Below are 25,583 nucleotides of genomic sequence, written 5' to 3' on the forward strand. Positions count from 1 at the left end.
TTTTTCCGAAGAGACAAACAGTTTCGTCAAAAAGGATCTATTAATTAGGCGTTGATGATTTTTTCCTGATGGTTGATGGATTCTTGGTGAATTGCCTTGAACATCTTTAACACGAACTCCTCACTCAATCCTCTCTGCTCACCTTCCAAGATCATGTTTCCTAAAATAGCGTTCCATCGATTGCTCTGCAACACGGCAACGTTCTTTTGCTTTTTCAATTCCCCGATTCCATCAGCCACCTTCATACGCTTGCCCAATAGCTCGATCAATTGATTGTCCAACACATCAATTTGCGTTCTAAGGTTGTTCAACTTATTGTTGTATTCGGCTTCTTCGTCGCTTTCTTTTCTGATACGAAGATCTTTCATGATCTGCACCAATCGTTCCGGGGTCACCTGTTGGGCGGCATCACTCCAAGCATTATCTGGATCATAGTGGGTTTCGATCATCAGACCATCAAAATTTAGGTCCAACGCAGTTTGGGACACATCAAAGATCATATCTCGCTTCCCAGTAATGTGGCTTGGGTCGTTGATGATGGGAAGGTCAGGAAACTTCGTTTGAAGCTCAATAGCCAACTGCCACTCGGGAATGTTTCGGTATTTGGTCTTCTCATAAGTGGAAAAGCCTCTGTGGATCACACCTAATTTTTCAATATTGGCCGAAGCCAAACGCTCCACGGCACCCAACCACAATGAAAGATCTGGGTTCACTGGGTTTTTCACCAATACGATTTTATCGGTTCCCTCCAAAGCATCTGCAATTTCTTGAACGATGAAGGGGCTCACAGTGGAACGGGCACCGATCCACAATAGATCCACATCATATTCCAAAGCCAAATCCACATGGGCACGGTTAGCCACTTCGGTAGCGGTCTTCAATCCGGTTTCCTCTTTCACCTTTTGCAACCATTTTAACCCGATGGCTCCAACGCCTTCAAAATTTCCGGGGCGGGTGCGGGGTTTCCAGATACCGGCCCGATAGTAACTTACATCGGTATCTTTCAACTGGTGTGCAATCTTAAGTACTTGGTCTTCGGTCTCGGCGCTGCAAGGTCCTGCGATGACCAGTGGATGGCCCAAGTTCATATCATCCAACCATTTTCTCATTTCCTTCTTGTTTTCCATAATGCTTCCTATTTTTTTGTAAGTGGAATTCCTTTAAGTATTTGTTTTATTTTATTGGTATTGCTCATTTCCAAGTGGACATTTTCAAAATCATTTTTCTGTATCAACTCTTTGAAAGTGGTCAGGTTCTGGATATACTCTTCCAAGGTCTCCACCACGTTGTCCTTGTTCTGTTCAAATATGGGTGTCCACATATCCGGCGAGCTTTTGGCCAAGCGCACGGTACTCTCGAAACCACTGCCCGCCATGTCAAAAATATCACGCTCATTCTTTTCTTTTTCGATAACCGTTTTTCCCAACATAAAAGAACTGATGTGTGATAAATGGGATACATAGGCTATGTGCTTGTCATGTGCCTCAGGGTTCATGTAACGGATACGCATCCCAATCGCTTGAAAAATGGCCAAGGCCCTTTCCTGTAGTTTGAAGGCTGTTTTTTCCACCTCACAAATGATCATGGTCTTGCCGTCGTATAGTCCTTCCAACGCCGCAGATGGACCAGAAAATTCAGTGCCCGCAATGGGGTGGCAGGCCATAAAATTTCGTCGTTTGGGATGTTCGGCCACACTTTCGCAAATCAATCTTTTGGTAGAACCTGCATCCATCACCAGGGTATCATCTCCCACGGCATCCAAAATTTTGGGAAGTTCATGCACCATGGCATTTACGGGAATACTCACATAAACCATATCGGCATCCGCCAAAGCATCCAAATCCCCTTTTACATCAATGATCTGTAATTCAATTGCCTCATCCAAATGGGTCTGGTTCTTGTCCAACCCCACAATGGTGACCTCCGGATGTAATTTTTTCACATCCCTTGCAAAAGAACCCCCTATCAATCCTATTCCGATTACCGCTACCTTCATGATCTAAAATCTTGCTATGGCTTCCTTGATTTTTTCTTCCTTTACGCAGAGTGAAAACCGAATATAGCCTTCACCATTGCTACCAAAAATGGTTCCCGGTGCAATGAAGATATCTTTATCATACAACACTTGGTCTATAAATTCTTCCGAAGGAAGCGACCCTTCCAGAAGCTTGGCCCACACAAACATTCCCACCGCATTTCTATCATAAGTACACCCCAACTTTTCCACCAACTGGAACATAAGTTCCCTTCTGCGGGTATATACCTCATCCAAATGCTCAAACCACTCTTGGCCACTCTGTAGGGCCACCACGGCTCCTTTTTGAATACCATAAAACATTCCCGAATCCATGTTGCTTTTCACTTTGAGCACCGCATTGATATGTTCTTCATTTCCCAAGACCATGCCCACACGCCAACCGGCCATATTGAAGGTTTTGCTCAAACTATTCAGTTCCAAGGTGCATTCCTTTGCCCCATCAATGGACAAAATACTTGTGGGGTTATTGGACAAAACAAAACTGTATGGATTGTCGTTCACCAAAAGAATGCTGTGCTTTTTCGCAAAGGCAACCAAGGATTTTAATTGTTCCAAAGTTGCGGTTGCTCCCGTCGGCATATGCGGGTAGCTGATCCACATCAATTTTACTTTGGACAAATCTTTTTGAGATAATGCCTCCAAGTCTGGGAACCACCCATTTTCCTCTGTCAAATCATAGGTAACAGGTACTGCTTCTACCAAATTGGTTACGGAGGCATAGGTAGGATATCCCGGGTTGGGCAACAACACTTCATCCCCAACATTCAAAAAGGCCATGCTAATGTGCATGATGCCTTCCTTGGAGCCCATTAAGGGTAAAATTTCGGTGGATGGATCCACACTTACCCCAAATTTTTGCTGATAGAAATTGGCAATGGCCTCCCGAAGTTCAGGCAATCCTTGGTAACTCTGGTATTGATGGGCACCCGCATCGGTGACGCAATCCCGTAAGGTTTCCAACACTTTTGGTGATGGCGCCAGATCAGGGCTACCGATTCCCATATTGATGATGGGTTTTCCTTGGTTGACCAATCCCCTTACCTCTCTCAATTTTTTGGAAAAGTAGTATTCCTGTACACTTTGTAACCTGTCTGCAGTGATCATAGTAACAATGCATTTTTATATTCCCCTAATACCTTGAAATCTTCCAACATAATCTCCAACAGTGATTTTGCCTTGGAAAAGTGATCGTATTCTTCAAAAGTCACATCCACAAAGAATGCATACTTCCATGGTGTTTCTATAACAGGCAAGGATTGGATTTTGGTTAGGTTCAAATTGCAATCGCTCATCACATTTAGAACTGTCGCCAAACTCCCCCTTTTGTGGTCGGTTATAAAACGTACCGAAGCTTTATTAATTTCTCCTTTTGGCAGTACCTTATTCTGCTTCTTTAGAATAATAAAACGGGTAGCATTATTCTTAATGGTCTGGATTTCGGAAGCAATAATATCCAAATCGTATAGATCTGCAGCCATTTTTGGAGCAATGGCAGCAATATTAGCCAATCTACCTTCTTTTATACGTTTGGCAGTCTCGGCCGTATCTACACTTTCCACCAATTTGATGTGGGGATGGGCCCTAAAAAATTCCTTACATTGTAACAAGGCCATGGGATGGGAATGAACCTCTTTGATGTCCTCAAAAGTCCTACCCTTGAGTACCATAAGATGATGGTGAATGTTCAGATAATGCTCCCCGATCACGTGGATTTTGTTGTGGTATACCAGATTATAATTGGGGATGATGGAACCCGCTATGGAATTTTCAATGGCCATAACACCCTTGTCCGCCGTCCCGGTCAACAAATGGTCGATGATGGCATCAAAAGAACTGCATTCCAATAATTCGATGTCGTTTCCAAAAAAATCCGTGGCCACCTTATGGTGGTTGGAACCCTTAATTCCCTGAATGGCTATTTTTAAACCCATTGCAAAAAAAAAGTCCCGATTTAAATCGGGACTTTATGTATTGGTTATACTTTAAACGCATTCACAACAGTCCCGTACCTCTCTTAAAAAAGAAGTAAAAATAGAAACCGTTCCAGAAATACGTATTTGTCATCTCGTAATAAAATCTCGGCTAATTTAGCCAATCCATCCGAAAACAACAGCTTTCCTTAATTTTTTTTTGATTTTTTTCAAATTGGAAGATTTCGTTGCATTTTACCATGTAGAAAACCATCTTTTTTAAGAATTTACATGTCCTTAAACCGATTGTCCAAAAACTGGTACTATTACATCAAGTGTTGTCAACGATATTTCTAAAAGTGTATTTTTGAACAACTAAATCCAGTTGAATGTCCATCACCGTTCAGAACATCACCAAAACCTTCGGTCCCCAAAAAGCGTTGAACAATGTATCCTTCTCCATCAAAAAGGGCGAAGTAGTAGGTTTTTTAGGTCCCAATGGGGCAGGTAAATCCACCATGATGCGAATCTTGACCACCTATTACAAGGCGGATAGTGGCGATGCGGAAGTAAATGGGTTCGATGTGTTGAACGCTGAACGGGATGTGCAAAAAAGTATCGGTTACCTACCTGAACACAACCCATTGTATTTGGAAATGTACGTGAAGGAATACCTCGCTTTCAATGCCGATGTGTACCACGTGCCCAAGTCGAAGATCGAGGAGGTCATTGAAAAAACAGGACTTACGCCAGAGTGCCACAAAAAAATTGGACAACTATCCAAAGGATACCGGCAGCGTGTTGGTTTGGCCGCGGCACTCCTTCATGATCCCGAGGTTTTGATCTTGGATGAGCCTACCACAGGGCTTGACCCCAACCAACTCATCGAAATACGCAAATTGATCCGTGAAATTGGCAAGGAAAAGACCATCCTCCTATCCACCCACATCATGAAAGAGGTGGAAGCCGTATGCGATCGGGTCATCATCATCAATAAAGGACAATTGGTGGCCGATAAAAAATTGGAAGAACTCCGTGAAGCCGAGGAACAGATTATTGAAGTGGAGTTCGATTATCGTGTGGAAGAGCAATTGCTACAGCAACTGCCCCATGCTTCCAAAGTGACCAACACCGGGGGATTTGTGTATGAGCTTACCTTCAATACTACGAGCGATATGCGCCCCGCCGTTTTCGATTTTGCACACGACAACCAATTGAAAACCCTTCAACTCAGTCGAAAGAACAAAAACCTGGAGAGTCTTTTCACCGAACTTACTTCTTAGATTTTCGAGGGATACCCTTTCAAAAATCAGCCTAAAACCGCAACAAATATGGTATTTTTGCGGCCAAAGCATTATGGACCTATGAAGCAGAACAAAGCCCGGTTGGAACTTTCCAAAGAGGAAATGCAAAAGTACGGCTACCAGATCGTCGATGCCATTGTGGAACACCATCATACCCAACATGAAAAATTCCCCGTCGCATTTGGTTCCCGGGAAGAGATGGACAACCTGTTTTTGGAAGAAGCCCCAGAAAGTGGCATGGATGCCTCAAAAGTTTTGGAATTCGTCCTCGAAAAAGTGATGACCAATAGTGCCAACATGGCCCACCCTAGGTCTTTTTCCTTTGTCCCGGGTCCCAGTAACTACGTCAGTGTCATGGCAGACGCTTTGGCCACGGGGTATAATATTTTTTCTGGTGGATGGTCCATTGGTCCTGCCGCTGCGGAATTGGAAATCGTGACCATTCAGTGGTTGTTGAAAATCTTTGGTTTTCCGAAGAAAAAAGGTGGAGGTATTTTCACTAGTGGAGGCTCCATGGCCAACCTCACTGCTGTGGCAACGGCCCGAAGGATCAAATGTGGGGACGACTTTTCCAAAGCGATCATCTATCTGTCCGATCAGGCACATTCTTCCAACATCAAGGCCATTAGGGTCTTGGGATTCAAAAAGGAACAGATCCGGATCATTCCTACGGACAATGAGTTCAAGTTTGCGCTGAACAAACTGAAAAATTGTATCGCCAAAGACCGATTGGAAGGTTTGCACCCTTTCTGCCTTATCGCTTCCGCAGGAACGACCAACACCGGTACTGTTGACCCGTTACCAGAATTGGCCAGCATCTGCAAAAAGGAAGATATTTGGTTCCATATTGATGGTGCTTATGGCGGTGCAGCTATTTTATCTGCCAAGGGCAAACACATGCTGAAAGGCATTGAAAAAGCCGATTCACTAACCGTTGATCCACACAAATGGTTCTACCAACCGTATGAGATGGGATGCCTGTTGGTCCGAAACCACAAACATCTTAGCCATACCTTCACCGAAAAACCAGAATATCTTCGCGATATTGAAGGGAACACATCCGAGATCAATTTTTATGACCACGGTATCCAACTTACCCGAAGGTTCAGGGCGCTCAAGTTTTACATGTCCTTAAAAACTTTTGGTCTAAAGGAATTTCGGGATGCCATTTCCTACAATATCGACCTGGCGGAAGAGGTGGAAAACCTATTGAGGGGCAGCAAAAGCTGGGAAGTAGTGTTCCCGGCCACTTTGGCGGTCATCAATTTTAGGTACAATCCCATCAAGCAACATTACAGCGAGAAAGAACTGGACCAGATCAACCAATACATTTCCCATAAAGTAGTGGAATCCAGAAAGGCGTTGCTGGTCACCACCATCCTTAACGATCAGGTGGTGTTGCGGATGTGCTTGATCAATCCCAGAACGACTATGGATGATGTAACGGAAACTTTGGATCTCTGTAAAACCTTTGCCCTGGAAATTGAGGAGCAGATAGCCATAAGCTGATTTATTCTCTATTTAATCCGGTCCAAATTATCATCCACATCCTTGTTCTTGAACTTGGATGAGGCGTTGTCCCCAAATGTATATTTCATCGAAAAAGCAATTTCCCTGGCATCGGCAAAATAGGTTCCGTTGGCCTCCACCCCGTTGATGGCATAACTTTCTTCAAAATTCATCGCTTTGGTGATATCGTTCAAACGGATGGCACATTGGAGCTTGTCAAAAAAAGTTTTTGTGACCGAAGCGTTGAGTACCAGCATGGCATTTCTGGTATACACCCCTTCGTTGCGCTCCGTCATCATCCATCCCCCGAAAGAAACAATGGTATCCTTGGCCACCTTTAATTGTTGGTCCGCATAGGCATATAGAAAGGGTTTGGCCGTGGTCAAAATGGCAGATGCATCTTTGTTTTTATTGTAATTAAAGCTCACGGAAGTAGTGGATGTCCATATCTTATAGGAAAACGGCAAGGTGACCCCCACATAAAAACCAGATTCCTTTTCCAGGTTGATCGGTGATAAAGTCGCTATCGTATCCATCGGCTCATAACTGATGGCATAATATGATGGATTTTCCTTTTGATACACTTCCAGAAAAAAGGACTTGTTTTTCCATTGCAGGTTGGAAGAGATCCGTTGGGTAATGGTGGGCAATAGATTAATGTTGTTGGTAGATTCCAAAAACGGGTTGATGAAAACCGAAACGGAGCTTGTACGGGAAAAATCAGGCCTGGTAATGTTTCGGGAATAGTTTAACGAAAGGGTCTTGGTGCTGTCCACCTTTACATTGAGGCCAGCCTTCGGGAAAATTTTGGTGTTTTTTCTATTGATTGCAGGACTGGTTTCATTGTTCAGGGTGCCGTTTACTTCATTGTGTTCCACCCGAGCTCCAATGTTCGCATCCAGTTTGTCAGTAAGATTTGAACTAAAGTTCAAGTAGGCAGCATACAACTTTTCATCATAATTATAATCAATGGCCAATTCTTGTTGCGGGTCCAATTGCAGCATATTGGAATATGCATTGGCCCGCGCTTCGTTCCAACTCACTCCAAATTCGCTTTTTACATGTTCGGAAACCGTATGTTCTATATCTATGCGAGCAGCCAGAGACCCTATTTGGTATTCCTGGTACCTGGATTGCTCCAAAGAAAATCCTTCATCATTATAATTGTTGAAAATATCGGTATCCAATTTTTGGGTGAAGGAAGAATATTGGATTCCCGTGAACAGGTTCCAATCAGCAGCTATCTTTTTATTGAAATTAAAGTTGCCGCTGAAATAATGTCGACGGTTATCGTTCTTGGGTTCGGACAGCACTTCTTCCTCTTCGGTTCCATCCTGAACGAAAGTGATCGTTTCAAAATCGGCATCATCGGTCTGTAATCGATACGTGGTATTGAAAGACACGTAATCATTATCGTTCATGGGATAATAGAACCCCAGGCCCGTGTTTACCTGTACCCTGTGGTTATCTGGAATGAGCACCAGGTAATCCGAATAAATGTCCTCCTCAGGAATGGCAAACGCAAATGTATTGCTTTCCCATTGTCCAATTACATTGTAATTGAGATTGCCACGTAAGTTCCATTTTCCATTGGAAAAACTTCCGTTGGAACTTAGATAATTGTTGGTGTTTTGCCGGAAGGACAGCATTTCACCGAGGCTTAACATAGCCCCTTTGTCCGTATTCTTTTTGAGGCGAACCACAATCACGGCCTGCCCCTCCGCTTCATATTTGGACGATGGATTATTGATGAGTTCTATGCTTTCCATGCTATCTACCGACAGTCCCAAAAATTCATCCAAGGTTATGCGCTGGTTCCCCAGATAAATCAGTGGGGCTCCCCTTGCAATGACGGAAATGGACTCCCTGTCCGGTGAAATTTGAATATTGGGCAGCTTGGAAAGCACTTCCAAGGGGTCTACTATGGACGAAAAAATGGGGTTCTGCACATCAATCTTCAAATTGCCGTTGGCATTGGTGATTGGGTTCTTCAACGCTGTTACCTCTACATCGTCCAGTTCGGTCACTTCTTCTTCAAGCTGTATGGATACTTCTAGGTTTTCTACCATGTTCACTTTTTGAGAGTGCTTTTTATATCCCAAAGCAGATACTTCCAGCCAAAATTCCCCTTCGGTCACCTTATCCAACACGAACAACCCGTCAACCAAAGTGGTGTACGCAATTAGGTTTTCTTTGTTTGCATCGAACAACAAAACATCACCAATAGGTATGGGCCTATCTTGACCATCAAAAACTTTTCCTTTTAAAATGAATTGTTCTTGACCAAATGCGGAAAGGTAACACACGAGAAAAAACCAGAGTAGATGTTTCAAAACCGTTCAATTTTGAAACAAATTAAGAGGGTAAACAGGCCTACAAAAAGCCCAATTGGTCTGAATTAGGTGCTAGCACCCGTACTATTTTCGAGGAGTTCCCGCCTATTGGATATGTTCAATTTACCATAGATGCTGGTAATATGGCTCTTTACTGTGCTCAAGCTTATAAAAAGTTCATTGGCGATTTCCTTATTGCTTTTGCCCTGTAAGATCAGGTTGCGCACCATGGTTTCCTGTTTGCTGAGTTCGGGCAAAATGGTTTTGTCCTGCCTTTTTCTTTGCTGAAACAGCATGTAGCCCAGAAATGCGACAAGTACCACCAAGCCAATGTTCATCCACCTACTTAGTTGCAAACTCCCGTTCAAGGCTTCCTGGTTCAAGTATGCCAGCTTTTCTTCCAAAAAAAGGTATTCTGTGGGCGGAATCTCGCTTTCTTTCAGTTTTTCCAACAGTGTGGTATAGTACGAGGTATTTTCGGCGATATCCCTGTTCAAAAGATTTTTCTCCTCCAAAACCTTGATGGCCACAAGCTTCACCCGTAAAATATTCAACGAGTCCCGGGCATACCCTGTCAATTGGTTTTCCTTATCTGTTTTTGACAGTTGGGAGGATTGCAGTTTGGTCTCAAAAGATTTGAATTTCTTCCATTCCCTGGAGCTTAAACTATCTTGGACACTATCGGTCGAGGCCATTTCCGTTCCAAAAGAAAAACTTTCCCCGGCGTGGAGACTTCCCATCAGCAGCAGGAAGAAAAGCGGAACGAAATAATGCAAACACCTCAAGATCGGTAGTCTATTTTGAATAAATTTCAACAAAAATCATGAAGTTCCCAAATCCAATGCAGCATCAATGGCCTCATCCAAAAATGGTTGCACCTTGGGATCGGTACAATTGATCAAGATAGAAACTACTTTTTCTTCCTTCGGATAGATAAAAAGATTGGTATAAGCCCCCACGCTGTTGCCCACATGTCCCACAAATTCTCTTCCCGCCGCATCTCGGCTCACCTGAAAGCCCAATCCATAATAGGTGGGCTTGCCATTTACAGTTTGGGAAGTCAATAATTGGTCATATGTTTCCTTTTTCAGCAACTTGCGTTCTAAAATGGCTTGGCCGAGTTGGGCAATATCATCGCTGGTGGAGAGAAATCCGCCTCCTGCCAGTTTATAAGCATTGTTCACCTCAACGGCTTTTTTGAAACACAAGGATCGTTTGGTATAAAAACTGGCGGTTTTGAAATGGTTATGTTCTGCAGTAAAAGTGGCGTTCAATTCCAAGGGAACCAATACCTTTTCTTGCACATAATTTTGGAACGGAATGCCACAGGCTTCTTGCATGGCCAGTGAAAGGAGTACAAAATCGAAACTATTGTAGAGATACCCTTTACCTGGTTCAAATTCCAAAGGGTCTTTTTGAAATACCTCAATGCTGTTCTTGATGCAAAAATCTTGGTTCAGGGCAAATTCCTTTCCCCTGTAACCGCGAATCCCGGCCGTATGTCCGGCTAATTGTCGTAACGTAAAATCGTATTCCTTCTTGGGGTAGTAGGGCACGTACTTGTAAAATGAAGCATCCAAATCGATTAAACATTCCTCCATCATTTTGCCTAAGGCCAATGCCGTGATACATTTGGAAATACTGGCAATCCTAAAAATGGTATGTTTGGGATCAATTCGAGATCTATCCTCCAAATGGGCAAAGCCATATCCCTTTTGGAGTATGATTTCCCCTTTGTCCAAAATGGTGACACCCAATCCAGGTACTTTTTTTTCGGCCACCAGATTATGGAACTGGGCATCGGCTTTTTCAATCCCAGAAAGCCCATCCAGCGATTTGACCTTTGGGTAGGGAGAAAACAGACACTTAATAAAGGGGAAAAGACCTTTCAAACGAATCTGATTTTGATACTTCAAAGGTACCTAGAAATCCACTGGATTCTATGGATTTATGTCATAGTTTGGACGGGGATCTCCTCAATCTTGGAAAATGAGTCGGCCATTGTACAATTCTTCCACATCAACCTCTGGAGGTCTATTGACACTGATCACATCCCCTGTTCCCCTAATGACACCACTGATGCGCTGTTGGGGATTTACATAGACATCATTAGTGCCCCTATGATTGATGGAAACTGCATTTGCTACCAAATCTTCGGCTTCGATCCTGGAATCCCCAGCGGCAACGGTTACATTAAGATTGGTGGTGAGACCTCTCAATTTAAAATACGCAATACCGTTTACCACAATACTTACGGTAGTTGAATTCATCTCCAAATCAAATGAACCATCCGTAGTCTCGGTTTCCGGATTGGTATAGCTTTCAGATATAAGGGAGATACTTGGATAATCCAATGCCCCATCGCTAGTTATGGGCAAACCTGTACTGCTTCTAATTTCAGTGATATTTGGGGAAGTCACATAAACTGTGGTCAGACCGTATTCCCTCACATAATTGCAGCTGTTTTCATTGCGAAGGATCAATCGCCCATCTTCTACCTCGGCGGAAACATCATCGAGCAAATACTCACCGGTTTCGATTTCCACCGATTGTTCATCCCCTTGTTTCAGTACTACTTTCACGTTTTCAAAAACGGTCATGGTGGTAAACTCTGGAACATCTACAGGCACACGGACCAAATCCCCCGCATTTTGAAAGCAATCGGGAACATTATCCCCGTTGCAGGCTATGAAGAGCAAAAACAGATATGTCAACCATTTCCTTTTCATAAACGAACTCCAATTCCTAATTCAACTGCCTCTGCCTTGGCACCATGGGACTTTAATGTGATGGCTCCGAAGATTTTATCCCCAAAATACCGTTTCATCCCAATTCGGTTGTACATTCGTCCTTCAAAATCAAAAGGATAGTACACATAATACCCCAATTGGGCCACGACGCTCATCTTGTTCACAAAGAGTTCATGTCCCAAAAACATCCCAACTCGCTTATAATCGGTATCGGGATCCACGTCCAATTCTGGAAAAGATATGGACTGGTATCGAATCAATTCTTTTAAAAAATTGGAAAAGAAAACATCGGTTCCCAATTGAATGGCACTTCGTTTGCCCAATCGTTTGTCGGCATAAGCTGAAACTATGACAAACCCATATCGCCCCATATTGATCACATCACTTTCATTGGCACCACCACGCAAAACCAGGTTATACCGAATCGGTTCTGTGATCAAACCCGTAGATTCAGGATGCAAGTATTCATACGTTGTATCGCTGTCCAGTTCGTAAGTAATCCCAAAATTGAGGGCAAAGGTATTGGTAGAGGTATTGGGTGCCTTAAAATTGGCATTGGAATAATGGATAAACGCCAGACCTGCATCCAATCCCAAACCTGAAACAATTCTTTGATGGTAATTGAACATTAATGTGGTACTGCTCAAAATATGGCTCCCGTAGGCGTTGTTCCTGAAATTTTCATTTTTATCGTACGGATTGGTATTGTAAGCCAGTCCTTGGGCTACACGCAACTGAAGATTCCTTTTGAAAAAATAAAAATTATAGTGTCCGTACAGACCAAAGTGTTCCCCTAGGGTGGCATTATTGGTATTTTGATACACGAAGGTGAAACCTGTATCGGGATAACCAAAATCGGCCTCCCATTCCTTATCGCCATAAGTCTTTCGACTAACACCCAAAATCAGACCACCTGGATGTTCCGTAATCAAGTGGGAAATATCAGGGTTGTGCAACAGAATAGAGCCATAAAACTGATGGGCATCCAACACGAACTTTTTGGGTACTTCCCTACTCTGGGAAAATCCAAAAAATGAAAACAGGGCGAAATTCAGGCAAAGTAGGTACCTCATGGGGCACTAAAGTAGGAAATTAAAACACCTCCTTGGCTATGTCTTTGATATTATCCGATTTTCCCATGGAATAATAATGCAGCACAGGAACGCCAGCAGCCTTCAACTCTTTGGATTGCTGAATGGCCCATTCTACCCCAACTTTCCGAACATCCTGATTGGTCTTACAACCTTCCACGGCTTCGATCAAATCTTGCGGGATGTCCACTCGAAATACCTGAGGCAACAATTGTAGGTGTTGCTTGACCGCAATCGGCTTAATACCTGGAATGATCGGCACATCAATTCCCATTTCGCGAGCTGCCTCCACAAAAGCAAAGAATTTTTTATTGTCGAAGAACATTTGGGTCACCACGTAATCGGCTCCCAAATCCACTTTTTCTTTTAACCGTTTCAAATCAGATTGAAGGGAAGGGGCTTCCATATGTTTTTCAGGGTACCCGGCCACACCAATGCAGAAATCACCCATTTCATGACCCTCAATGACTTCATGTAAATAGTTGCCTTGGTTGATGTCATGGATTTGTTTCACCAACTCGGCAGCATATTGATGACCTCCCTGAGTGGGAATAAAATATTTTTCTTCTTTTCTGGCATCTCCTCTCAATGCCATTACGTTTTCAATTTCCAAATACTGACAGTCCACCAAAAGATACTCAGTCTCCTCCCTGGTAAAACCGCCACACAGTACATGAGGAACGGTATCCACATCATATTTATGCTTTAGAGAAGCGCAGATTCCTAGGGTTCCTGGGCGAGTACGGGTCAGTTTTTTGTCCAACAATCCGTCTTTCTCCTTGTAAATGTATTCTTCACGCGAGGTGGTAACATCAATAAAGGGTGGCTTAAACTCCATCAATGGATCGATGTTCCTATAGAGTTCTTGTATACTTTTCCCCTTTACCGGTGGTACAATCTCAAAACTGAACAAGGTATCCCCTTTGGCCTTTTTTATGTGGTCCGTTATCTTCATTGGTTAATCGTCTGCTATGTTGGGAGCCAGCCACTTTTGGGCTTCCTCCAAAGTTATTCCTTTTCTGTTTGCAAAATCGGCTACTTGATCTTCGGTCATCTTACCCAAACCAAAATATTTGGCCTGTGGATGAGCAAAATAATACCCACTAACGCTGGCTGCTGGCCACATGGCCAAACTCTCCGTTAATTTTACCCCGATTTTTTCCTCCACATCCAACAATTCCCAAATGGTCAATTTTTCCAAATGGTCCGGACATGCTGGATAACCGGGGGCTGGACGGATTCCTTGATACTTTTCATCGATAAGGGCCGAATTGTCCAAGTTTTCATTCTGGGCATACCCCCAATATGTTGTTCTCACTTCTTTGTGTAGATATTCCGCAAATGCTTCTGCCAAACGATCGGCCAAAGCTTTTATCATGATGGAATTGTAGTCGTCATGCTTGTTTTCAAAATCTGTGGCCAATTCTTGGGTCCCAAAACCGGTACTTACACAGAAAAAACCCATATAATCCTGAATTCCCGATGTTTTAGGCGCAATAAAATCTGCCAAGGCGATGTTCGGCACCCCTTCCCTCTTTTTCAATTGTTGACGAAGTGTTCTAAAAATGAATGTTTCGCCATTATTTTCAACTTCAATATCATCTTCATCAATTTGATTGGCCGGGAACAATCCAAAAATGGCCTTGCCTTTCAACAACTTTTCATCCAAAACCTTTTTCAATAGTTCCTGGGCATCCTTAAAAAGTTCGGTCGCTTGTTTGCCTACCACCTCATCGGTCAAAATATCCGGATACTTGCCATGTAGGTCCCAGCTTCTGAAAAACGGGGTCCAATCAATATAATCCATTAGCAGCTTCAAATCAAAATCTTCCAACACCTCAATGCCCAATTGCTTTGGTTTTTTGATGTCGGACGGATTCCAGTCAATCTGCAATTTATTGGCCCGAGCCTCTTCCAAGGTCAAATATTCCTTTTGCTTGCCACGATTCAAAAACTTGTCCCGAAAACTCTCGTAATCCAACTTGATGTTTTTCTTGTACGTAGCCGAAGTTTCCTTTTGCAACAAGTCTCCGACTACGGTCACGGCCCGGGATGCGTCGTTTACATGAACCACCGAATGACTGTATTGTGGGTCTATTTTCACCGCTGTATGGGCCTTACTTGTGGTAGCGCCACCAATCAATAAGGGCACCTGGAAGTTTTGGCGTTCCATTTCCTTGGCCAAGAAAACCATTTCATCCAAGGATGGGGTAATCAAGCCACTGAGACCGATAATATCCACTTGTTCTTCCTTCGCCTTGTTGATGATCTTTTCCGGTGGCACCATCACACCCAAATCCACAATCTCATAATTGTTACAGGCCAAAACCACACTTACGATGTTCTTTCCAATGTCATGCACATCGCCCTTTACGGTAGCCATCAATATTTTTCCTGCCGCCTTGGTGTTCTGATCCTTGGATTCCTCGATAAAAGGAGTTAAATACGCCACGGCCTTTTTCATTACCCTTGCGGATTTTACCACTTGGGGCAAGAACATCTTTCCGCTTCCGAACAAGTCACCGACCACATTCATCCCAGTCATCAAATTGCCCTCTATCACTTCCAAAGGTCTATCGGCCTGAAGTCGGGCTTCCTCCACATCTTCAACAATGTATTGGTCTATCCCCTTTACCAAAGCACGGGTAATCCGGTCTTGAAGCGGTTCTTGCCTCCACGACAAATCCACCTTGGCTTCCTTGGCCGTCCCAACCACGGTCTCGGCAAACTCCAATAAACGTTCGGTGGCATCCTCCCGTCTGTTCAACAACACATCCTCTACATGCTCCAGCAAATCTTTGGGAATATCATCATAGACCTCCAACATGGTCGGGTTAACGATTCCCATGTTCATACCTGCTTTAATGGCATGGTACAAAAACGCTGAATGCATGGCCTCACGGACGGTATTATTTCCACGGAACGAAAAGGAAACATTGCTCACCCCACCGCTAACACTGCAATACGGCAAATTAGTTCGGACCCATCGGGTGGCTTCGATAAAATCGATGGCGTTGCGGCGGTGTTCCTCCATCCCGGTTGCCACAGGAAAAATATTCAAATCGAAGATGATGTCCTCGGGGGCAAACTTTACTTTATTCACCAAAATGTCGTAGGAACGCTTTGCGATTTCGATCCTGCGCTCGTAATTATCTGCCTGACCTACTTCATCAAAAGCCATCACGATGACCGCAGCACCATATCGCTTGATCAATTTAGCATGATGGATAAATTGTTCCTCACCTTCCTTCAAACTGATGGAATTCACCACGCATTTGCCCTGCACCACTTGAAGACCTGCCTCTATGATCTCCCATTTGGAGCTATCGATCATGATGGGTACCCGGGCAATGTCGGGTTCGGAAACAATCAAGTTCAAGAATTTGACCATAGCTTCTTTTCCATCGATGAGACCATCGTCCATATTCACGTCGATAATCTGCGCCCCACCTTCTACTTGGTTACGGGCAATGGCCAAGGCTTCATCAAACTTTTCTTCTTTAATGAGCCTTAGAAATATCTTGGAACCTGCCACATTGGTACGTTCCCCCACATTGATGAAATTACTTTCAGGGGTAACGATCAAGGGCTCAAGACCTGATAAACGCAAAAAATGTTCTTGGTTGTTCGTTGTCCGTTGTTCGCTGATAATACTCATAACTTTTTATGATAGTTGATGAATCCGTTCAACAATTTTTTAACTCTTTCAATTTCTCCAAGAATTTCATCAATACTGGCAATTGTAAGATTCAAATCCTTCGCAAGTATAATTTGAGTTTCAACTTCGTATAGTGAACCTCTAGCAATATGTAAAAAATGTATGGTTTCCTTAGCTGTTTGTCTTCCACATCCTTCTGCAATGTTAGAAGATACAGAAACAATAGATCTTCTTAATTGGGAAGTAAGGGAAAACTGCTCTTCCTTCGGAAAAGTCCCTGAAAGCTCATACACTTCTTTGACCAATCCTCTTACTTGCAACCAAACATCCAATTCTTTGTAATCCATAACTTTGATTTCCAAGAAAGATTAACTGATAACGGACAACGACCTCGGTTCATAATCCTTTACAACATTAGCAATTGCTTTGATGTGCTCCGGAGTAGTGCCGCAACACCCCCCAACAATATTCACCAATCCTTTTTCTGCATATTCCTTGATTTGGGCAGCCATCTGTTCCGGGGTTTCATCGTATTCCCCAAAAGCATTGGGCAATCCTGCATTGGGATGTGCCGAAGTGGCAAATCCCGACTTTGCGGAAATCACCTCCAAATGGGGAACCAACTGTTTGGCGCCAAGCGCACAATTGAACCCCACCGATAAAATCGGAATATGGGAAACCGAGATCAAAAAAGCTTCCGCTGTCTGTCCTGATAAGGTTCTACCCGAAGCATCGGTAATGGTACCACTCACCATGATCGGCACTTCAATGTTACGCTCGTCCTTTACTTCTTCAATGGCAAAAAGGGCTGCTTTGGCATTCAGCGTGTCAAAAATGGTCTCTACCAATAAAATATCGGCACCACCATCCAACAACGCCTCAACTTGTTCTTTATATGCTTTTCGAAGTTCATCAAAGGAAACGGCACGATACCCAGGGTCGTTCACATCGGGTGACATGCTTGCCGTTTTGTTGGTGGGACCTATACTCCCTGCCACAAACCGTGGTTTGCTCGGATCTTTTTTGGTGAACTCATCAGCCACTTGTTTGGCGATTTTGGCCGATTCAAAATTCAGTTCATACACCAATGCTTCCATGCCATAATCGGCCATGGCAATGGTAGTACCGGAAAAGGTATTGGTCTCGATAATGTCCGCACCCGCTTCCAAATAAGCTCTGTGGACATCTGCAATGGCCTGCGGTTGGGTCAAAGACAATAAATCATTGTTTCCCTTCAGGTCACTAGGCCAATCCTTGAAACGTTCTCCCCTAAAATCTTCTTCCTCGAATTTATAGCGTTGCAGCATGGTGCCCATGGCTCCATCCAATACCAAAATCCGTTTCTTTAAAATATCCTCAATTTTTTCCATAGTACAATTCCCTTTACAATAGGGTGCAAGGGTATCAAGAAAAGTGTAGAAATACTTTGAATTCTTTCGTTATCCTTCCCTTTTGGCAGGATATTGCTCCAAACCTTCCTGAGAAACGTTCAGGATAAGGGTAGAATGTAGCACCTTCTCGGAAGTCGAGGGTTGCTAAGGCTTCAAAGGGTCCAATCCCTCCACCTTTCTTGATAACACTTTCAACTTATTAATGAACTGAACTGCAAAGAAACGGCTCTCCCTAGTGAAAAGCAAAAAATGCCCCTTTATTTTTACATTTCCAACAATAAAAAAACGGGTTGAAAAATCAACCCGTTTTAGATTACTCTTTGTTAGATTTTACATCATCATACCACCTGAGACCTCAATGCGTTGGCCGTTGACCCATTTGGCGTCCTCGGTACACAAAAAGGCGACTACCCCTCCAATATCACTAGGGATGCCTACACGACCCAAAGCAGTAAAATTGGCAATGGCCGTTCTTTTGCCCTCATCGGTCTTGTTGGTACCGCCACCAAAATCGGTTTCTATGGCTCCTGGTGCGACTATATTAGACCTGATTTGTCTTGTACCAAGCTCTTTGGCTTGATATCTGGTAAGGGTTTCCATGGCAGCTTTCAAGGCTCCATACACCGAATACCCTGGGAAAGAGAATCTAGCCAATCCACTGGAAATATTCACGATACCCCCTCCGTTAGCCATGATGGGCAACAATTTTTGTGTCAGGAAAAATGCACCTTTAAAATGAATATCAACCAAGGAATCGAATTGCTCTTCCGTAGTTTCTGTGATTGGAGCATTGATACCAATCCCTGCGTTATTGATCAAATAATCGATGTGGTCTGCCCCAAAATGGGAGTCGATTACATTTTTTACCTGATCTACAAAGGCATCAAAACTGCCTACTTGTGACACATCCAATTGCAATGCATAAGCCTTTTGACCCAAGCTTTCAATTTCCTGAACGGTTTTGTCCGCCTCAACCTTATTGCTTTGATACGTCAACACAACATCCAATCCTTTTTTGGCCAAATTGATGGCCATATTTTCTCCGAGACCTCTACTGCCTCCAGTTACTAATGCTATTTTACTTTTTGCCATTTTTTTTGATTTTTAATTATGGTACAAAGTTCTGAAATAAGGCACCTTGAGGGATTGCGAGCATCAATCCATTTTTTGCAAAAATCAAATAGCGATACTTCCTCTATATTTTAATGGGGATGTATTGGAAAACTTCTTGAAGAAATTGGAAAAGTGGGCCACTTCCTCAAATCCCAAACTGAATGCGATTTCGGAAATGTTCCAATCCGTGTTGTTAAGTAAGATTTTGGCCTCTTCAAAAACACGGGCATGGATGATAGCCGTTGTGGTACTTCCCGTAGTTTCCTTGAGTACTTTATTCAAATGATTCGCATGCACTGCCAACCGCTCCGCAAAATCGTTCGCCGTTTTCAAGACCAACCGTTGGGCAGGAGTATTTATGGGAAACTGTCGCTCCAACAGTTCCACAAAAAGGTCAGTGATGCGGGTTGCCGCATTTTTACCATTTTCCACAGGTTGTGCCGGCTGCAACTTTTGACCGATATGCAACAGCTCCACTATATAAGCTCGAATCAAATCAAATTTAAAGGGATAATCCGAAGATAACTCCCTGTCTATCTTTTGAAAAAGTTGTTCTAACTCCATATAATCATCATCGGAAATATTGAAGATCGGAAACCCTCCTGGTTGGAAAAGTGGCAAGGTTTCCAAAATGACCCCGCTTTTATCTTTGGATAAAAAGTTCTCCGTGAATACACAAAAATACCCAGACTGGTTTTCATCCTGTGGCACATAATGATATGGGATTCTAGGCGATGCAAATAACAAAGCTTTATCGGCAATGTCGATGACCTTATCGGCATATTCCGCCCTGTTCTTCCCGTTGATCAAACTGATCTTAAAATAGGAACGCCGATCATAGCGCATCTCCCCCTCATTGAGTTTTGTACGGTACTCATCGATCTTGAACACATTAAAATGCCCGATATCCTTCCCAATGGTATCGGGAATGGGCAATTTCATTTTTCCATAAAAATCCCGCAAGGTGAACAGTTCTTCCATTGTATTGTAAAATTCAAATATAGTGCAAAAACAAAAACACCCTCCAAAATTGCTTCTGGAAGGTGTCTTCATTTAAATTATAATGCTATTGAAAATGGATGTATAAACCGGTAAATTTTTAATTTAATATCCATATATCATTTAAGTAACCTATGTCCCCGTTATATCCCAACATTACATAGATTTTGTCCAAGAATACAACCATAGAATTATCATGCCTGTTAGGGAATCCTGTCTCTTGGTACTCTTGTTCCCAGTCCTTACCATTGGCACTACTCCATATAACGGCAGGACTATCTGTTGAGGCACCTTCAACCATCAAAATCATTTTCTCATCATAGACGACTAAGGAATATTCCTTATATGTTTGCTGAAATGGTGCATTTTCCAACTCTAAAGCCCAATCTATCCCATCTATGCTGCTAAATACTTTGTCTTGGACAACTACCCACATTTTATCATTAAACACGACTGCTTCTTGTTCCAATGACACCATGAATCCTATATCCTCTGTAACCAGACTCCAGTTAACGCCATCGTTACTATTCCAAACATTTTGATTAAGAAATTCATTCTGTCCACCTGTAATCAACCACAGTTTATTATTGTACGACAAAATTTTATGACCCCAATCAGCTGGAAATTCAGCATTCTCTTTCTCCAAAACCCAATTTTTTCCATCTACACTGGACCAAATATCACTGGATGGCGCCCCATTCCACCTAAAACCGCCTATCAAGAGCATCTTATTGTCAAAAACAACCACTTGGTGAAATGCCCTCGGCATAAAACCAGGGGCATCTGTCTCCAAAATCCAATTTTCTCCGTCAGTACTACTCCAAACATCATCCAAGTAATGTAATGCACCATCAGGATTATAACCATAACCACCTATAATGAAAAGCTTCCCATTAAATTCTACAACCGCGGCTAAATGTCGTGCACCGAAAGAAGAGTCAGATATAAAAGTACCTACGGGTCTAATCTTAAAACTATATGTACTGCTATTGGTTGTATTGCCACTACCATCCTCTGCCACCACTTTCCAGAAATAAGTCGTGGCAAATTCCAGATCGAAATCCAAATTATAAGTCAAAGTATTCAGATTCGTTGCAATCTGTGTAATGGGGTCTTCTTCCTGGCCTAGGAACAGTGTGTAGGTAACCGTTTCACTTTCTGGATCAACGGATTCCGTCCATTCGAATGAAGGTTTTAATTCCACATCTTCCGCCTCATCCTCTATTGCCACCAAACTAAAGGAAGCCGGGGCCTGATTCTCTGGTTGTCCATTCTCCTCAGGAGTGGTTGGAGTCCCACTAGTAGGGGGTTCTTCCACTCCACCATCACTACTGCATGAAGTAATTGTAGTAATAAAAATTACCAGTAGCAGGAACACAAAAAAATTGCTCTTCATTATTTTTATCTTTAATGAAGAGCAATATAATGTTATTCTTACTTACTGAGAACCTATCTTTTTAATTGATGCTCTGCACCACTTCTTTCTTGGCCTCCTTTTTGGAACCATCAAATCCTTCCACACCTCCTACCGTGGTATACTTCATCACGTAGCGTTTATCCGGATTGATGATCTGATAGGCAAACTGGCACATAACGGCAGCTTCGTGGAATCCAGAAAGGATCAATTTTAATTTACCGGGATAGATGTTAACGTCCCCGATGGCAAATACCCCTGGAATGTTGGTCTGGTAATCCTTGGCATTGTTCACCTTAATGGCGTTTTTTTCAATTTCCAAGCCCCAATCCCCGATCGGTCCTAATTTGGGCGACAATCCGAACAGCGGAATGAAGTAATCGGTCTCCACATAGCTTTGTTCCTTGGTTTCATCATTGTACTTGATCACCACAGCCTGAAGTTCTTCCTTACCGTGGATTTCCTGTACTTCTGCTTCGGTATACAATTGAATCTTACCCAATTTGGCCAATTCCCTTGCTTTTTCCACGGAATCCAAAGCGCCACGGAACTCATTTCTACGGTGTACCAAAGAAACTTCGGAAGCTACATCGGCCAAGAAAATGGCCCAGTCCAATGCGGAATCCCCACCACCGGAAATGACCACTTTTTTGTCGCGGAACAATTCAGGATCTTTGATCATGTACTCCACACCTTTGCTTTCAAACAGTTCAATATTGGCGATCAATGGTTTCCTAGGTTCAAAGGAACCCAATCCACCAGCAATCACCACAACAGGCGCTTGGTGCTTTGTACCTTTATTCGTGGTTACCACAAAGGAACCGTCCTCTTGTTTATCCAAGGTTTCGGCACGTTCACCCAAAGTAAATCCGGGCTCAAAAGGTTTGATCTGTTCCATTAGCTTATCCACCAATACCCCGGCCAAAATCTCTGGATAGGCAGGAATATCATAGATCGGTTTTTTAGGATAGATTTCGGAACACTGACCCCCTGGTTGTGGAAGTGCATCGATCAAATGGCATTTCAACTTTAACAAGCCCGCCTCAAAAACGGTGAACAACCCAGTTGGTCCCGCTCCAATTATAATGATGTCTGTTTTAATCATAATACTGCTTTTAATGAGTTTGGACTTTCCCTTCGACTTCGCTCAGGGTCCTTACTCTACCTGACAATTTTTAAACTTTAACTAGCGATTTTTTTCCCTTGTATTGGTATTCCTCTTGAATGTCCAATATTCTTTGGCGATGGTTCACCACCTCACCGATGATGATAATCGCAGGATTGGATAACTGCTGCTCCTTTGCCTTGTTCTCAATGGAAGCAACAGTTCCAATACCTATTTTTTCATGCTCCGTGGTCCCATTTTGGATGATGGCCACAGGAGTCTGTACTTTTCCTTCTTGCTTGAAGAGTTCCATGATCTCTCCCAATTTTGACATTCCCATAAGGATGATGACTGTAGCGCTCGACTTGGCGGCCAAGGCCACATCATTGGAAAGTTTGTGTTCCTTTGTGGTACCCGTAATCACCCAAAAACTCTCGGCAGAACCTCTTTTGGTCACCGGAATGTTTTGGGATGCCGGAACCGATACCGAAGATGAAATCCCTGGAACCACGGCCACATCAAGTCCCAATTCCGCTGCATATTCCATTTCTTCGGCTCCACGGCCAAATACGAATGGATCTCCCCCTTTTAATCTAACCACATGAAGTCCTTGATTGGCTCGCTGCACGATCAGTTCGTTGATCTGTTCCTGCTGGTAGGTATAACATCCTTTGCGTTTACCCACAAATATTTTTTCGGCTTGGGGAGCATAATCCAACAATTCTGCGGACACCAATGCGTCATACAGCACCACGTCTGCAGCCTGCAATGCCTTCACACCTTTAAGGCTGATCAAATCCACATCCCCGGGGCCCGCCCCTACAACTGTCAATTTTCCGTTACGCATGTTCCAACTCCAATTTTCTGTATGCTTCCAATCGTTCCAACACGGTTTTCGCATCTTCCACATAGCTTTTTGCAAAAGCTTCGGAAGGCTCATTTTGGTTGAGTTGTAAAGCGAATTTTTCAAATCCTCCTTCAAACTCAATTTTTCCTGTGGCCACATAGAGTTCATCAAAATCCTTGATGATACTCGCATGGGTATTTACTTTTTGCTTTTCCGCAGTCAACAATGCCTTGGCAGAGTTTACCATGGACTGATAGGAATAATAAATACTGGCAGCCCACTTCCCTTCTTGGATGGCCTCTTCGGCGCTTTCTATCTTCTCTTGGCTCTCAAAGAACAGGGTGGCCACCAAGTCCACAATGACTCCGGCGCATTCCCCAACCCCGATTTCCTGAACATATTTTTCCTCATTGCCCCAATCGATAAAATCTTCTTGGGTGAGGTTGTCCACATCGGTCAATGGTTTTAAGAAATCATAGAAATAAAGCTGCCCTTTTTCCTCATAATACTCGGTGAAGTTTGCCCCATTTCCATTGGCCTCAAAATCATCCAAGATCAATCGAAGCGCCTGAGGTCCTCTTTTACTTGGGATTTTGGCCACTTTGTCCGCGAACTTTCCATTTCCGTTGCCCAAATTTCCACCACCCAACAACACCTGAAGGGCAGGTGCCACCAATTTATCCTTGGTACGGATGGACATTCCTTGGAACCCGATGTGGGCCATGTTGTGTTGGCCGCATGCGTTCATACAACCACTTATCTTGATCACCACATCCGCATTGTTGATGTATTGTGGGTATTCGGCTTTGATCACGCGTTCCAACTCATCGGCGATACCGGTACTGCTGGCGATACCTAAATTACAGGTATCCGTTCCAGGACATGCGGTGATGTCCAAAGCCTTGTTGTAGCCTGCTTCGGCAAAGCCCAATTTTTCAAGTTCTGCGTAAAAGAAAGGAACCAATTCCTCCTTAACGAAGGGTATCAAAATATTTTGACGCAGGGATAGACGAATCTCGCCGGCAGCATAGTTCTGCACCAAATGGGCCAATTCCCTTGCTTTATTGGTATAAAAATCACCCAACAATACCTTAATACCGATGGCCACAAAGCCTTCTTGTTTTTGAGGCACCAAGTTGGTGGTTTTCCATTGTTCAAATGCTTTGGTATCCTTAATTTCAACTTTGGGTGTTTCCACTTCCGCCACTTGTACTGGTGGATAACTTTCAAAATCGATTGGATAGGATTGAATAGGAATGGCGGTCTGTTCTTCTTCCAACAACTGCTTGAAACCATCCAAACCGATATCCTTCAATAAAAATTTCATACGTGCCTTGGCCCTACTCTTGCGTTCCCCGTAACGGTCGAACACACGAACCACGCCTTCCATCATCGGGATGATCTTATCCGTGGGCAAAAAGCTGTACAGTTCATCGGCATGTCGAGGTTGTGAACCCAAACCACCGGCCAACATCACTTTAAATCCTCTCACCCCGTTTTCAATTTTGGCGATAAATCCTAGATCGTGCATATAGGACAATCCAGTATCGGCATCACTGGCAGAAAAAGAAACTTTGAATTTTCGACCCATTTCCTGACCAATGGGGTTTCTCAAGAAATATTCGAACAACGCTTGGGCATAGGGAGAAACATCGAATGGCTCATCCACATCGATACCTGCCGTTTCACTTGCCGTAACGTTACGAACCGTATTACCACAGGCTTCGCGAAGCGTAACTTGGTCCTTTTCCAGTTCTGCCCACAACTCAGGAGTACGTTCGAGATCCACATAGTGAATTTGGATATCCTGACGCGTGGTGATGTGCAGACGACCACGGGAATATTCATCGGAAACGTCAGCAATGCGTAGCAACTGTTTGGAAGACACCTTTCCATATGGCAATTTGATGCGGATCATCTGCACCCCTGGTTGACGCTGGCCATAAACACCACGCGCCAAACGAAGACTACGGAATTTTTCCTCATCGATGTTGCCATCCTTGAATTGGCGAATTTTTTTCTCCAAATCGATGATATCCTTCTCTACTATTGGGTTCTCTATTTCTGTTCTAAAACTTTTCATTATCCTATTTTCCCTATCTCTTTTATAGGTTTATAATA

21 protein-coding genes and 1 riboswitch are annotated in these 25,583 nt (G+C 43.3%); of the genes, 2 read left to right on the forward strand and 19 right to left on the reverse strand.

All coding sequences use genetic code 11. The features are described 5' to 3' along the window. Positions 1-44: 44 nt before the first annotated feature. From D2V05_RS14730 to D2V05_RS14745, 4 genes are read right to left on the reverse strand one after another with little or no spacing between them, the layout of a single operon-like run. Positions 45-1,127, reverse strand: coding sequence for a bifunctional 3-deoxy-7-phosphoheptulonate synthase/chorismate mutase type II (locus tag D2V05_RS14730; RefSeq protein WP_119648364.1), 1,083 nt, complete (start codon positions 1,125-1,127; stop codon positions 45-47). Positions 1,128-1,135: 8 nt separating this feature from the next. Next, complete coding sequence (locus D2V05_RS14735) at positions 1,136-1,996, reverse strand: prephenate dehydrogenase (protein ID WP_119648365.1); 861 nt, start codon at positions 1,994-1,996, stop codon at positions 1,136-1,138. A 3-nt stretch (positions 1,997-1,999) separates the two neighbouring features. Continuing rightward, positions 2,000-3,142 carry a pyridoxal phosphate-dependent aminotransferase gene (locus tag D2V05_RS14740; protein ID WP_119648366.1) on the reverse strand — a complete coding sequence of 381 codons (1,143 nt, stop codon included), beginning with the start codon at positions 3,140-3,142 and terminating at the stop codon, positions 2,000-2,002. Then, on the reverse strand, positions 3,139-3,969 hold the full coding sequence (locus tag D2V05_RS14745) for a prephenate dehydratase (protein ID WP_119648367.1): 831 nt from the start codon (positions 3,967-3,969) through the stop codon (positions 3,139-3,141). Before D2V05_RS14745 ends, D2V05_RS14740 begins: the two co-directional genes overlap by 4 nt. A gap of 368 nt (positions 3,970-4,337) precedes the next feature. Between D2V05_RS14745 and gldA the strand changes: the two genes are divergently transcribed. Together gldA and D2V05_RS14755 are read left to right on the forward strand one after the other, a co-directional pair. After that, positions 4,338-5,231: a gliding motility-associated ABC transporter ATP-binding subunit GldA gene (gene gldA, locus D2V05_RS14750; RefSeq protein ID WP_119648368.1), complete on the forward strand. Its 894-nt coding sequence runs from the start codon at positions 4,338-4,340 to the stop codon at positions 5,229-5,231. Positions 5,232-5,312: 81 nt separating this feature from the next. After that, positions 5,313-6,761 (forward strand): pyridoxal phosphate-dependent decarboxylase family protein, encoded by a 1,449-nt coding sequence (locus tag D2V05_RS14755; RefSeq protein WP_119648369.1) that lies wholly within the window; start codon positions 5,313-5,315, stop codon positions 6,759-6,761. Positions 6,762-6,769: 8 nt separating this feature from the next. Here D2V05_RS14755 and D2V05_RS14760 read toward each other — a convergent pair whose 3' ends face one another. The 15 genes from D2V05_RS14760 to D2V05_RS14830 all read right to left on the reverse strand — a co-directional run bounded on the left by D2V05_RS14760 (position 6,770) and on the right by D2V05_RS14830 (position 25,545). After that, positions 6,770-9,094 (reverse strand): outer membrane beta-barrel family protein, encoded by a 2,325-nt coding sequence (locus D2V05_RS14760; RefSeq protein ID WP_119648370.1) that lies wholly within the window; start codon positions 9,092-9,094, stop codon positions 6,770-6,772. A 65-nt stretch (positions 9,095-9,159) separates the two neighbouring features. Beyond that, the gene (locus D2V05_RS14765) at positions 9,160-9,834 is read right to left on the reverse strand and encodes a response regulator transcription factor (protein ID WP_119648371.1); all 675 of its coding nucleotides are present in this window, start codon (positions 9,832-9,834) and stop codon (positions 9,160-9,162) included. 81 nt (positions 9,835-9,915) lie between these two features. Beyond that, complete coding sequence (locus D2V05_RS14770; RefSeq protein WP_119648372.1) at positions 9,916-10,986, reverse strand: serine hydrolase domain-containing protein; 1,071 nt, start codon at positions 10,984-10,986, stop codon at positions 9,916-9,918. A gap of 84 nt (positions 10,987-11,070) precedes the next feature. Beyond that, on the reverse strand, positions 11,071-11,823 hold the full coding sequence (locus tag D2V05_RS14775; protein WP_119648373.1) for a head GIN domain-containing protein: 753 nt from the start codon (positions 11,821-11,823) through the stop codon (positions 11,071-11,073). Further along, positions 11,820-12,917: an acyloxyacyl hydrolase gene (locus tag D2V05_RS14780; protein WP_119648374.1), complete on the reverse strand. Its 1,098-nt coding sequence runs from the start codon at positions 12,915-12,917 to the stop codon at positions 11,820-11,822. The genes D2V05_RS14775 and D2V05_RS14780 overlap by 4 nt, the downstream gene beginning before the upstream one ends. 19 nt (positions 12,918-12,936) lie before the next feature. Beyond that, a complete protein-coding gene (gene metF, locus D2V05_RS14785) occupies positions 12,937-13,890 on the reverse strand; it encodes a methylenetetrahydrofolate reductase [NAD(P)H] (protein WP_119648375.1) in 954 nt (317 codons plus the stop codon). Between the two features lie 3 nt (positions 13,891-13,893). Further along, entirely contained in the window at positions 13,894-16,593 is a 2,700-nt protein-coding gene (gene metH, locus D2V05_RS14790; protein ID WP_119648376.1) for a methionine synthase, read from the reverse strand. Then, positions 16,590-16,940, reverse strand: coding sequence for a four helix bundle protein (locus tag D2V05_RS14795; protein WP_119648377.1), 351 nt, complete (start codon positions 16,938-16,940; stop codon positions 16,590-16,592). Before D2V05_RS14795 ends, metH begins: the two co-directional genes overlap by 4 nt. 21 nt (positions 16,941-16,961) lie before the next feature. After that, positions 16,962-17,963 carry a homocysteine S-methyltransferase family protein gene (locus tag D2V05_RS14800; RefSeq protein ID WP_119648378.1) on the reverse strand — a complete coding sequence of 334 codons (1,002 nt, stop codon included), beginning with the start codon at positions 17,961-17,963 and terminating at the stop codon, positions 16,962-16,964. Positions 17,964-18,050: 87 nt separating this feature from the next. Beyond that, a riboswitch (SAM riboswitch) is annotated at positions 18,051-18,173 on the reverse strand. A gap of 141 nt (positions 18,174-18,314) precedes the next feature. Beyond that, complete coding sequence (locus D2V05_RS14805) at positions 18,315-19,076, reverse strand: SDR family NAD(P)-dependent oxidoreductase (protein WP_119648379.1); 762 nt, start codon at positions 19,074-19,076, stop codon at positions 18,315-18,317. A gap of 84 nt (positions 19,077-19,160) precedes the next feature. After that, positions 19,161-20,078 carry a helix-turn-helix domain-containing protein gene (locus D2V05_RS14810; RefSeq protein WP_119648380.1) on the reverse strand — a complete coding sequence of 306 codons (918 nt, stop codon included), beginning with the start codon at positions 20,076-20,078 and terminating at the stop codon, positions 19,161-19,163. Between the two features lie 118 nt (positions 20,079-20,196). Further along, positions 20,197-21,492, reverse strand: a complete 1,296-nt coding sequence (locus D2V05_RS14815; RefSeq protein WP_119648381.1) for a DUF6242 domain-containing protein — start codon at positions 21,490-21,492, stop codon at positions 20,197-20,199. A 61-nt stretch (positions 21,493-21,553) separates the two neighbouring features. Next, a complete protein-coding gene (locus D2V05_RS14820) occupies positions 21,554-22,615 on the reverse strand; it encodes an NAD(P)/FAD-dependent oxidoreductase (protein ID WP_119648382.1) in 1,062 nt (353 codons plus the stop codon). A gap of 70 nt (positions 22,616-22,685) precedes the next feature. Continuing rightward, positions 22,686-23,462, reverse strand: coding sequence for a uroporphyrinogen-III C-methyltransferase (gene cobA / locus D2V05_RS14825; protein ID WP_183114849.1), 777 nt, complete (start codon positions 23,460-23,462; stop codon positions 22,686-22,688). Beyond that, the gene (locus D2V05_RS14830) at positions 23,455-25,545 is read right to left on the reverse strand and encodes a HEPN domain-containing protein (RefSeq protein WP_119648384.1); all 2,091 of its coding nucleotides are present in this window, start codon (positions 25,543-25,545) and stop codon (positions 23,455-23,457) included. Before D2V05_RS14830 ends, cobA begins: the two co-directional genes overlap by 8 nt. Positions 25,546-25,583: the final 38 nt, after the last annotated feature.

Origin of the sequence: Flagellimonas pelagia, assembly GCF_003584135.1 — a bacterium.
Lineage (GTDB): Bacteria > Bacteroidota > Bacteroidia > Flavobacteriales > Flavobacteriaceae > Flagellimonas > Flagellimonas pelagia.

Bases quoted from the DNA above. Each gene is read 5' to 3' on its own strand.
- D2V05_RS14735 (WP_119648365.1), bottom strand. From the start codon at position 1,996: ATGAAGGTAGCGGTAATCGGAATAGGATTGATAGGGGGTTCTTTTGCA.
- D2V05_RS14830 (WP_119648384.1), bottom strand. From the start codon at position 25,545: ATGAAAAGTTTTAGAACAGAAATAGAGAACCCAATAGTAGAGAAGGAT.
- D2V05_RS14805 (WP_119648379.1), bottom strand. From the start codon at position 19,076: ATGGCAAAAAGTAAAATAGCATTAGTAACTGGAGGCAGTAGAGGTCTC.
- cobA (WP_183114849.1), bottom strand. From the start codon at position 23,462: ATGCGTAACGGAAAATTGACAGTTGTAGGGGCGGGCCCCGGGGATGTG.
- D2V05_RS14740 (WP_119648366.1), bottom strand. From the start codon at position 3,142: ATGATCACTGCAGACAGGTTACAAAGTGTACAGGAATACTACTTTTCC.
- D2V05_RS14815 (WP_119648381.1), bottom strand. From the start codon at position 21,492: ATGAAGAGCAATTTTTTTGTGTTCCTGCTACTGGTAATTTTTATTACT.
- gldA (WP_119648368.1), top strand. From the start codon at position 4,338: ATGTCCATCACCGTTCAGAACATCACCAAAACCTTCGGTCCCCAAAAA.
- D2V05_RS14795 (WP_119648377.1), bottom strand. From the start codon at position 16,940: ATGGATTACAAAGAATTGGATGTTTGGTTGCAAGTAAGAGGATTGGTC.
- D2V05_RS14820 (WP_119648382.1), bottom strand. From the start codon at position 22,615: ATGATTAAAACAGACATCATTATAATTGGAGCGGGACCAACTGGGTTG.
- D2V05_RS14730 (WP_119648364.1), bottom strand. From the start codon at position 1,127: ATGGAAAACAAGAAGGAAATGAGAAAATGGTTGGATGATATGAACTTG.
- D2V05_RS14755 (WP_119648369.1), top strand. From the start codon at position 5,313: ATGAAGCAGAACAAAGCCCGGTTGGAACTTTCCAAAGAGGAAATGCAA.
- metH (WP_119648376.1), bottom strand. From the start codon at position 16,593: ATGAGTATTATCAGCGAACAACGGACAACGAACAACCAAGAACATTTT.
- D2V05_RS14775 (WP_119648373.1), bottom strand. From the start codon at position 11,823: ATGAAAAGGAAATGGTTGACATATCTGTTTTTGCTCTTCATAGCCTGC.
- metF (WP_119648375.1), bottom strand. From the start codon at position 13,890: ATGAAGATAACGGACCACATAAAAAAGGCCAAAGGGGATACCTTGTTC.
- D2V05_RS14745 (WP_119648367.1), bottom strand. From the start codon at position 3,969: ATGGGTTTAAAAATAGCCATTCAGGGAATTAAGGGTTCCAACCACCAT.
- D2V05_RS14810 (WP_119648380.1), bottom strand. From the start codon at position 20,078: ATGGAAGAACTGTTCACCTTGCGGGATTTTTATGGAAAAATGAAATTG.
- D2V05_RS14780 (WP_119648374.1), bottom strand. From the start codon at position 12,917: ATGAGGTACCTACTTTGCCTGAATTTCGCCCTGTTTTCATTTTTTGGA.
- D2V05_RS14800 (WP_119648378.1), bottom strand. From the start codon at position 17,963: ATGGAAAAAATTGAGGATATTTTAAAGAAACGGATTTTGGTATTGGAT.
- D2V05_RS14765 (WP_119648371.1), bottom strand. From the start codon at position 9,834: ATGGGAAGTCTCCACGCCGGGGAAAGTTTTTCTTTTGGAACGGAAATG.